Raw genomic sequence first — 9,507 nt, 5'->3', positions numbered from 1 at the left:
TCTTGGTTCCATTCCATGACGAATTCTTCTGCTTCTGGGTCTTCCAAAAAGTCCATGAGGGCATCTAGTCCAACCTCGGCAGTGTCTTTAAGGAATAGAGCAAAATAAGCTAAAAATTCACGAGAAAAACCTTTTTTAGGTAGGTAAGGAATAACCGTCAAATAGTCTTCCTCATTGACTGTTGATTTGGCAGGATTGTAAAAAAGCACTGCTTCCTCAAAGAGAATGTCATCTGACGAAACCTCTCCGTCTTCATCTACCATCTCCACACCTGCAGCGTTTTGCGCTTCCAATAGAAAACTCACTTCAACCGCGTGGTTACGCTTGTCCCAACTAATCTCAAAGTCAAAGGGAAAATTCTTCTCCAACTCTTCCTCTAAAACATCTAAAAATCCGTATGTTGCCATTTTGTCCTCTTTCTATGCGACTCTTTAATCGCCCCGATTGCTCGGAAATATGCTAAAATAGATACTACCATCTTACCACATATACATCAGAAAATCCACGTTAGAAAGGACTGCTATGCCAGACAATCTCGCACTTCGCATGCGCCCTAAAACCATCGATCAGGTCATCGGTCAGGAACATCTGGTCGGACAAGGAAAAATCATCCGTCGCATGGTGGAAGCCAACCGCCTGTCCTCCATGATTCTATATGGACCTCCTGGAATCGGCAAGACCAGTATTGCTTCAGCCATCGCTGGGACTACTAAGTATGCCTTTCGAACTTTCAATGCGACAGTTGATAGTAAAAAGCGACTGCAAGAAATTGCGGAAGAGGCTAAATTTTCAGGTGGACTTGTACTACTCCTTGACGAGATTCATAGACTAGATAAAACCAAGCAAGACTTCCTCTTGCCTCTCTTGGAAAGTGGACTGGTCATCATGATTGGCGCTACAACTGAAAATCCTTTCTTCTCTGTCACTCCTGCCATTCGCAGTCGCGTTCAAATTTTTGAGTTGGAACCTCTGTCTAACCAAGAAGTCAAAGAGGCTCTACAGATAGCTCTAAGTAACCCTGAGCGTGGTTTTGATTTTCCAGTAGAACTAGATGAGGATGCGCTGGACTTCATCGCAACCTCTACAAACGGAGACCTGCGCTCTGCCTTTAACTCACTGGATTTGGCTGTTCTTTCTACCCCTGAGAATGATAAGGGCATTCGCCATATCACTCTAGACATCATGGAAAATAGTCTTCAGAGAAGCTACATCACTATGGACAAGGATGGAGACGGTCACTATGATGTTCTATCTGCCCTGCAAAAGTCTATCCGTGGCTCAGATGTTGATGCCAGTCTTCACTATGCTGCCCGCTTGATTGAGGCTGGGGATCTGCCAAGTCTCGCTCGTCGCTTGACCGTTATCGCCTATGAAGATATCGGTTTGGCCAACCCTGAAGCCCAGATTCATACCGTGACTGCTCTGGATGCTGCCCAGAAGATTGGGTTCCCAGAAGCCCGCATTCTCATTGCCAATGTCGTGATTGATTTGGCCCTTTCTCCAAAATCCAACTCAGCCTATGTAGCTATGGATAAGGCACTTGCTGACCTCAAAACATCAGGGCACTTGCCTATTCCGCGACACCTGCGTGATGGACACTACAGCGGAAGCAAGGAACTAGGGAATGCCCAAGACTATCTCTATCCACACAACTATCCTGGAAATTGGGTCAAGCAAGACTATCTACCAGAAAAAATTCGTAATCATCACTATTTCCAAGCAGAAGATACTGGTAAATATGAACGGGCTTTGGCTCAAAGAAAGGAAGCTATCGACCGTTTGCGAAAAATCTGAAATCCTTTTCAAAAAATTGCACTTTCCTCTTGATTTTTTTTGAAAAAGTGGTATTATATAAACATAGAAACGCTGTGGTGTACGACTTCACACTTAAGTGTTGACCGACTATTTTTTGTATTATTAGGGAAACAAAAGTCTTCTAACAGCATGTAGGCCGTCTCACACGGAAACAGCTTCAGTTAGAGCGAGTTGCCCACCTGCTTAATTGCGCGGGTTCAATACAAACCGTGAAGTTTCGGCACCAATACAGCTTTTTTCTTTGCCTCCTTAGCTCAGCTGGCAGAGCAGCGGACTCTTAATCCGTGGGTCACAGGTTCGATCCCTGTAGGGGGCATCTAAATCAACAGGAAAAAGCCTTGATTTCAGGGCTTTTTTTGCTTGTCTATAACTGATTTACCCCATCATTTGTCCCACATTTTAAATCTATCTTTTCTTTTTGAATCAAATTACATCTTTACAAATAGTGTAAAGCCAGTTACTTTTGCTTTGATGCCATACAATATTTTCATGTAGAGAAGACAAATTTTATCTTCTCTTTTTATTTTCAAAATAATAAAAACTGATTTTCTTTTCATAAATCAGACTGAAACTTCCAAATTTTCCATTTTGTTTATTGATATTTCCTCTAAAAAGGTGTATAATATTTTTATTATCAAACTATACTATACTATATAGGGGGTATTGAAATGAAATTTTCTAATCGTTTATCGCTATTCCTTGCAGGAGTTGTTTTTGTCCTTTTAGGACTTTTCCTATTTACAAACCCAGTAGCTAATCTTGTTGCTTACAGCTGGTGGATTGCATTTGGTTTACTGGTTTCTTCTATAGCAGCTATTTTAGGCTATTTCTCTGTACCAAAAGAGCTTCGCTCACCAGCTCATCTTTTCCAAGGGATTGTTAATCTTCTCTTAGCTCTTTACCTCGTTGCCTATGGCTTTGTGACGCTGCCAGTTGTCATTCCAACTATTTTAGGAATTTGGTTAATTGTAGAAGCCATTATAGCTTTCTTTAAAGGCAATCGTCTGGGATTGATTTTCCCTATTATTGGCAACCATATCATGTGGATAGCGTTGCTTGCATTTTTACTAGGTCTAGTGATTTTGTTCAATCCAGTAGCTACAAGTGTCTTTGTCGTTTATGTCGTTGCCTTTGCATTTTTAATTGTTGGTTTCACCTATATCCTTGATGCCTTTCGTAAATAATCTAGCTGCCATTTTGGGCATATTAAAATAGCTGGGAAGTTACATTCTCAGCTTTTTCTGTTGCCTCCTTAGCTCAGTTGGTAGAGCAGTAGACTCTTAAGCTATGGGGCGCAGGTTCGAGCCCTGCAGGGGGCACATCTAAATCAACAGAAATAAGCCTTGAAACCAAGGCTTTTTTTAACGTCTAATAGCTTTTTGTAGAAAAGTATTTAAAAATAAAAGAGAAGAGAATCTCTCACTCTCTTCTCAGTATATCTTATTAAATTTAGTTTTTCTTAATCTAGCTGATTTTCCTTTGCAACGACAAATTCTTTAACCAGTCGATAGATAACAGCAAATATCGGTGTAAAGAATATCATCCCAAGTAAGCCAAAGAGATTGCCTCCAATACTAGCAGCCGCAAGCGTGAAAATAGCTGGCAAACCAATAGACTGACCTATAACTCTAGGATAAATAAGGTTTCCTTCAATCAGCTGTATAACTTGATATAGAAGAAGAGAAAGTAAGGCTTGAGTAGGACTCACTGTGAAGATAAAAATCGCTCCCACAACACAAGCAATCATAGGCCCTACATAAGGAATGAACGATAGCACTCCTGCAAAGATACCTGTCATTACTCCATAGGGTATCCCAAACACGCTGTAACCAACCGCTATCATAACTCCTATGATAACTGCTTCAATCAGCTGACTCATCAAAAATTGGTCATAAGTCTCTAGTGCTACTTGTCCAATGTAAGTCAACTTTATCACCACCTTCTCTGGAAGAAAAACTTTTAGAAGTCGACTCGTCATCGCTGCCAAATGTTCCTTACTGGATAAAAATGAAAAGGTGAAGACTATAATCAAAAAGGCATTCATCAAACTTGAAAAAATATTGCCGATATTACTAGTCAGACCTGATAAAAAACCTATCAAAGCTTGGCTAATAGAACTAGATTGTCCCTGTATGCCTGATACGATAGTTGACAACATGTCTTTGGTTACAAATTCCGAGCTGCCTAGCAATTTCCCAAGTTGAGTAAGGACTGTTGAAAGGACTGTTCCCAGCTGACTAATAGTCTGGGCTAGGGTTGGCAGCACCAAAACCAAAAGAGCAATCACGATTAAGATAAGAGCTAGGAAAACAAGTACCATGGCAATCGGACGACGCAACTCTGCCTTTACCTTCAATTTAACTAAGTACTGTTCAATTTTTTTCATAGGAACATTAAGCACAAAAGCAATAACAGCACCATAAATCAAGGTTGATATTACATCAAAGAGAGAGATTGCTCCTGATATAAAGCTCGATGCATTCAGAATTACAAGAGCAACCAGCCCTATAAAAAGTATTAACGGGGTGTATTTTTTTACTAAGTTCATAAATTCTCCTTAATAAACATGTTTAGATACGACTATACTATTTGGTTTTTCAAACTCTCGATTAAGGTAGGCTTGGTAAGTTCCTGGAGCGATAAATCCTTTGGGTGAGAGGATATCGGTGCCAGCCTGACCGACTATGGTATCAGCCAAGAGCACACAGTTTGTAGATAAGACAAAGTAGGATTTAAACTTAGATTTGATAAATTTATAAAGTTCCCCATCTGTCTCATGTCTGATTTTATAAGCGTAGGTGTAGTCTTCCTTACCATCACCTGTCATGATTTTATCTGCACTTGGCTCCCATGGAATCGTCAGTTGTTTCAATTCAGCCAACTTTTTCTGAACTGCTTTTTCCATTTCAGGCGTCAAATCTATCCCATAACCAAAAAGCGTTTTTTGACTCTCACGTTTACATAGGTCAATGTACTTGTCACGATCACAGAAATATAAGACACCATCTCCTACCATGCCAAATAAGGTCTCAGAAGACGGATCATAGTTGCCATAAGAAATAACACGGCCTTGATAGCAGATATCCACATGACCAATTGCCGAAAACAGAGAGGTCTCAGCTGTATGAACAAAAATTTCAAGCTCCGCTGTCTTACCAGACTTCACCATTCCAAGATGGATATCCTCTCTCTCATCAGCATTTTCCAGCATAAATTTGTTAACTTTTGCTAAAGTTCTTGCAGGGATGAGAGCGGCTAGGACAATAGGTAAGCTAATTCTAATACGACGTTTGAGATGGTTTTTCCCAATTTCCCCCTCAAACAAGAAACCATCACGGATATTGGACACACCATAAAGGAAAAAATAAGCCCCTAATACAAAGAGTTGAAAGACAGAATTTCCTGTAGAGGACAAAAGACTAGTCCCACCAAGAAAAACTAGTACGAGTCCATCTAGTAAGAGACGAAAACGAGGTCGAATTTTGTTTTTGCGGTAGAGAACATAGGTGACAAGGTTAATACTAGCATGAAAAATCTGATAAACTCCAATCACAAGAGCCAAAATATAAATCGGCACATCCGTCGCAAGATTGGAGCCAAGCAAATATCCCAGCACTAACAATTTAACCAGTGCAACTCCCAAGGTATCCGTTGACTGACTTTTTTTGAAAATACGTAATACTAAATCTAAGACCGTTGCTATCCAAGCTAAAAACAGAACCAGGCGAATAACTGTTACTGGCAACCAAGTCCCCGTGACCATCAAGATGAGACCTAGCAGAACAAACAAGAACCCCTGAGCAAGTAATTTCTTACCTGTCAGACCTAAAGATAGAATTTTCGCCATATAAAAACCTTTCAACAATAAAAATTAAACACTCCGATTAAACTGACTAGTAAATAGCCAACACTACAAACAGCCTGTGCCAGCAACATATGGTGACTAGAAATGACTGTAGTAATGTCACCATCTTGTCTTATGCACTTCTAAAATTTGTTATATTGATTAGAAACCAGAGCTTATAAAAACTAGCTAAACTCGAGAGATAGACACAATTGCGACGAAAAAATGTATAACCAATTCAACTTGTTAAGGTAAGAAAGCATTATTTCCAATCTATTAATTATTCATCTATTACCTATTATGACACAATATTCCCTATAGTTCAACTTTTTACTTGTTTTTATATTACACGGACTAAAAAGTTTTCAACAGTTGATTGCATTTGTTTTAATAAGTTTTAACCTTTCTTGGTTAGATAAAAAAAGAATCATACAGTTTAGAATCTGTATGGTTTTTGCCCCACTTTTGTCCCATTTTTAAATCATGACATTGAAAATACCTAAAATCACTTATATTTCAATATTTTTAATTGCTCTCAATATGAAAGTCCTTTCCAAATCCCTGTAGGGGGCATCTAAATCAACAGGAAAAAGCCTTGATTTACAAGGCTTTTTTGTGTATCTGTTCTACTTTTGGTCAACTAATGGATATCAACGGTATAATTTTATGAACACCCTTCCCAGACAGCTCTAATCTGATTGCACTCAAAATTTTTTAAAATTTAAAACAAAAGACTTGCTTTTCTTTTAATTTATGTTATACTTGTTCTTGTATCTGATACAAGTTTATTAAGAGAGGGATTCATATGGATACAAAATTCTCAGTTGCTTTGCATATCTTAACAATGATTAATGAAAGCAAGGAAACATTAAGTTCTCAAGCACTAGCTATTAGTGTTGGGACTAACGCTAGTTACATTCGAAAGGTGATTGCCTTGTTGAAAAATGCAGATTTGATTCATTCCCAGCAAGGAAAAATAGGCTATCAACTCAGTAAGTCTCCAAAGAAAATGACTTTACTAGAGATCTACTATGCTACTCAAGAAATCAATCATATTAGTTTATTTCCTGTTCATCAAAATAGTAATCCCGATTGTCCCGTTGGAAAACATATCCAAGGAGCAGTTTCACCGCTTTTCGCTAGTGCCGAATCTCAATTAGAAAAGGAATTAGCAAATCAAACTTTAGAAGATGTCATTGACAATCTATATAAGCAAGCTAAACAAGTTCGAAACTGATTTGATAACAAGTCAGTTTTTACTAAAAACAACATATACTTGTATTAGATACAAGTATGATTAGTCGTATTAAAAAAGAAAAGAGAAGACAATGAAAGCCGCACAACATACTACTTATAACAAAAACAATATCACACTGAACATCACAGAAATCGCTAAACCAAGTATCACAGACAAACAAGTCTTGGTGAAAGTATCCGCAGCTGGGGTTAATCCTCTCGATAACATGATCTCTCGTGGCGAGGTCAAGATGATTGTTCCTTACAAACTTCCTCAAACTGCAGGTAACGAAGTGGTTGGAATCGTTGAAAGCATTGGCAAGAAAGTTGACAACTTTCAGATAGGAGACCGTGTCTTTGGCCGTCTGCCACTTGATCATATCGGTGCCTTTGCAGAATACGTAGCTGTCGATAGCCAAGCCTTAGCCAAGGTTCCAGACTATCTATCAGACGAGGAAGCTGCTGCTGTTCCGCTTACTGCCTTGACTATCATGCAGGCTCTTGACCTCATGGGCGCTCAAGCTGGGAAAACGATCTTTATTTCTGGTGGTACTGGAGGAGTTGGTGGAATGGCCATTCCGATTGCCAAAGCCAAAGGTTTGAAGGTCATTACCAACGGTTCTGGAGATAGCGCTGAGCGTGTATTGAGCCTAGGAGCAGATAGATTTATCGATTACAAAACAGAAGATTATACAAAAACTGTTAGCCAGGTGGATTATGTCCTCGATACTCTCGGTGGAGCTGAAACTGAAAAACAAATGTCTATCATGAAAAAAGGTGGTCATCTTGTTTCACTTCGTGCCATGCCAAACGGTGCCTTTGCCAAACGCATGAATCTGCCAAAATGGAAACAGATTATTCTTGGCTTAGCAGGTCACAAATTTGATAAGATGGCGGAAAAATATGGCGTCCGCTACCATTTTATCTTTGTAGAAAGCAACGGCGCTCAATTACAAGAGGTAGCTGACCTCTTTAGTAAATTAGAAATCAAACCATCTATCGATACAGTTTATCCATTTGAAGAGGTAAATAGCGCCTTAGACAAGGTAGCTAATGGTCGCTCACGTGGAAAAACAGTCCTCAGCTTTAAAAAATAAAAAGGAAAACACAATGTCATATCTTACTACAAAAAATCAATTCGTCACTTGGCAATGAATAAGTGTTCCGAAAAAGGGCTAACCAAACTTTAGCAAGGTTTGTCATGCCTAGCATACTATGTCATCGAGGTTACAAGTAATGAGGACCTCTTCGTCATTGACTAGCATACAAATGAATGGAACTAGTAACTCTGCTAATGATAAAAATGAACTGTTTCATATGATTCTATTTAATGAGTATTTTTCAATTCTGATGATAAATTATATGAAGCTTTTTTAATATTCAAAAAGACTCCACCTATCTAAAGGGAATCTACCCTAGAGATGGATGGAGTCTTCTTTCACTCACTAATCTAATCGAATAAACATCATTGCGTTAAGCAAAGAGATGAGAGCGACAGTATTGACATTATTGGAATAGATCAGTCTCTTATTTTCAATCGGAGGAATAATAAAATTAGAAATGATGATATCATAAGGCGATTCTTCTATAGATTCCTTTGATAATTCTAATTCAGTCCAAACTTCAAGTTCAAAATTGTTGCTACAATAATAAGAAAGTGTCTCTGCAACGGATTTTGCATAATACTGATCAAAATTACTCATAACCAGGAGCAGCTTTAGCATTCTATGCGTTGACAAATTCATTGGAAAGCTTGTTTCCTTATAAACCAATTCTAACAATTGAGATAGGGGCTCTGATGAAAAATTTTCAAATGGCCATTCTAGAAAATAATATTTTTCTGAAAAATATTGTGCAAAAAAGTAACAAATGTCTCTCTCATTTCCAATGATTTGAACAGGGGTCAGACTGATTTCAAATTGAAATTGCTTTTTAATCACTTTATTGATTTGGCTAATAATACGATAGAGCGAAGATGAACTGATATAAAATTCTTTACAAATACTTTCAGCTTGACAACATTCATTAAAGAAGATAAATTCTAAAATCGAAAAATGAGTTGAATGCTTAAAGAAATGATGGTAAACCATTTCAATATTACTATCATCGGTATTAATAATGCGTATACCATTAGTCGAAGAATGAAAAATCAAGTCAGGAAAAGCAGATTTAACATGTGATAGATCATCTTTGACTGCACGTTCTGTACAATTTAATAACTCTGCTAGTTCAGAACGATGAAACCAACGTTTATGTTCAAATAATAATTCTAATTGCCTATGACTTTTTTAGATAATAAATCTCTCATGAATGTCTTTCTCTCTTTATAAATTATCGGATTAAACCTCTTGCAATTATACCACAAAGAATAGGTATAGCATGATATAACGACTTTCCCTAAAATCTTTTATTTCGTATAATAACACTACAGAGACAATATATAAACAATTTTCTTATTTTACCGTCTATTGAGGGCGTGAATACAGAATCAAATTCAAGTCGAAAGATTATATTTTTAATTTTAAAAATTATATAATAGCAACAATCAAAGAATTTGATTTTTTATATTAAAATTACATAATAATCAAAATAATTGATTATTTTATATCAAA

The 9,507-nt window shown here is 37.6% G+C and carries 7 protein-coding genes, 2 tRNA genes and 1 pseudogene; 6 read left to right on the top strand and 4 right to left on the bottom strand.

Annotated features, from left to right (window positions below; genetic code table 11):
• Nucleotides 1-407, bottom strand: a 407-nt coding sequence (locus ADI58_RS00525) for a DUF3013 family protein (protein WP_049521057.1), incomplete at its 3' end; no start/stop codon positions are given.
• Between the two features lie 115 nt (nt 408-522).
• On the opposite strand from ADI58_RS00525, the gene ADI58_RS00520 reads away from it, so the two are divergent.
• From ADI58_RS00520 to ADI58_RS00505, 4 genes are all read left to right on the top strand, one after another.
• Nucleotides 523-1,794, top strand: coding sequence for a replication-associated recombination protein A (locus tag ADI58_RS00520; RefSeq protein WP_001113233.1), 1,272 nt, complete (start codon nt 523-525; stop codon nt 1,792-1,794).
• A gap of 264 nt (nt 1,795-2,058) precedes the next feature.
• Nucleotides 2,059-2,131: transfer RNA gene (locus ADI58_RS00515), tRNA-Lys, on the top strand.
• A 352-nt stretch (nt 2,132-2,483) separates the two neighbouring features.
• Nucleotides 2,484-2,999: a DUF308 domain-containing protein gene (locus ADI58_RS00510; protein WP_049521056.1), complete on the top strand. Its 516-nt coding sequence runs from the start codon at nt 2,484-2,486 to the stop codon at nt 2,997-2,999.
• A gap of 62 nt (nt 3,000-3,061) precedes the next feature.
• Nucleotides 3,062-3,134: transfer RNA gene (locus ADI58_RS00505), tRNA-Lys, on the top strand.
• A gap of 140 nt (nt 3,135-3,274) precedes the next feature.
• On the opposite strand, the gene ADI58_RS00500 is transcribed toward ADI58_RS00505, so the two are convergent.
• Both ADI58_RS00500 and ADI58_RS00495 read right to left on the bottom strand, forming a co-directional pair.
• On the bottom strand, nt 3,275-4,363 hold the full coding sequence (locus tag ADI58_RS00500) for an AI-2E family transporter (protein ID WP_033676486.1): 1,089 nt from the start codon (nt 4,361-4,363) through the stop codon (nt 3,275-3,277).
• A gap of 9 nt (nt 4,364-4,372) precedes the next feature.
• A complete protein-coding gene (locus ADI58_RS00495; protein WP_049521055.1) occupies nt 4,373-5,662 on the bottom strand; it encodes a membrane protein in 1,290 nt (429 codons plus the stop codon).
• An 802-nt stretch (nt 5,663-6,464) separates the two neighbouring features.
• Between ADI58_RS00495 and ADI58_RS00490 the strand changes: the two genes are divergently transcribed.
• Both ADI58_RS00490 and ADI58_RS00485 read left to right on the top strand, forming a co-directional pair.
• Nucleotides 6,465-6,896: an Rrf2 family transcriptional regulator gene (locus ADI58_RS00490; protein WP_049521054.1), complete on the top strand. Its 432-nt coding sequence runs from the start codon at nt 6,465-6,467 to the stop codon at nt 6,894-6,896.
• Nucleotides 6,897-6,987: 91 nt separating this feature from the next.
• Nucleotides 6,988-7,992 carry an NADP-dependent oxidoreductase gene (locus ADI58_RS00485; RefSeq protein ID WP_049521053.1) on the top strand — a complete coding sequence of 335 codons (1,005 nt, stop codon included), beginning with the start codon at nt 6,988-6,990 and terminating at the stop codon, nt 7,990-7,992.
• A 348-nt stretch (nt 7,993-8,340) separates the two neighbouring features.
• On the opposite strand, the pseudogene ADI58_RS00480 reads toward ADI58_RS00485, so the two are convergent.
• A pseudogene (locus tag ADI58_RS00480) lies at nt 8,341-9,203 on the bottom strand (AcpB/EbpR/MafR family transcriptional regulator).
• Nucleotides 9,204-9,507 lie beyond the last annotated feature (304 nt).

The organism is Streptococcus mitis (assembly GCF_001074635.1).
Taxonomy (GTDB): Bacteria; Bacillota; Bacilli; order Lactobacillales; family Streptococcaceae; genus Streptococcus; species Streptococcus mitis_E.
This window is presented reverse-complemented; position numbering and strand designations above follow the sequence as displayed.

What these genes read in the sequence shown, in the direction of transcription:
- ADI58_RS00495 (WP_049521055.1), bottom strand. Translation starts at nt 5,662, where the DNA reads ATGGCGAAAATTCTATCTTTAGGTCTGACAGGTAAGAAATTACTTGCT.
- ADI58_RS00485 (WP_049521053.1), top strand. Translation starts at nt 6,988, where the DNA reads ATGAAAGCCGCACAACATACTACTTATAACAAAAACAATATCACACTG.
- ADI58_RS00500 (WP_033676486.1), bottom strand. Translation starts at nt 4,363, where the DNA reads ATGAACTTAGTAAAAAAATACACCCCGTTAATACTTTTTATAGGGCTG.
- ADI58_RS00510 (WP_049521056.1), top strand. Translation starts at nt 2,484, where the DNA reads ATGAAATTTTCTAATCGTTTATCGCTATTCCTTGCAGGAGTTGTTTTT.
- ADI58_RS00490 (WP_049521054.1), top strand. Translation starts at nt 6,465, where the DNA reads ATGGATACAAAATTCTCAGTTGCTTTGCATATCTTAACAATGATTAAT.
- ADI58_RS00520 (WP_001113233.1), top strand. Translation starts at nt 523, where the DNA reads ATGCCAGACAATCTCGCACTTCGCATGCGCCCTAAAACCATCGATCAG.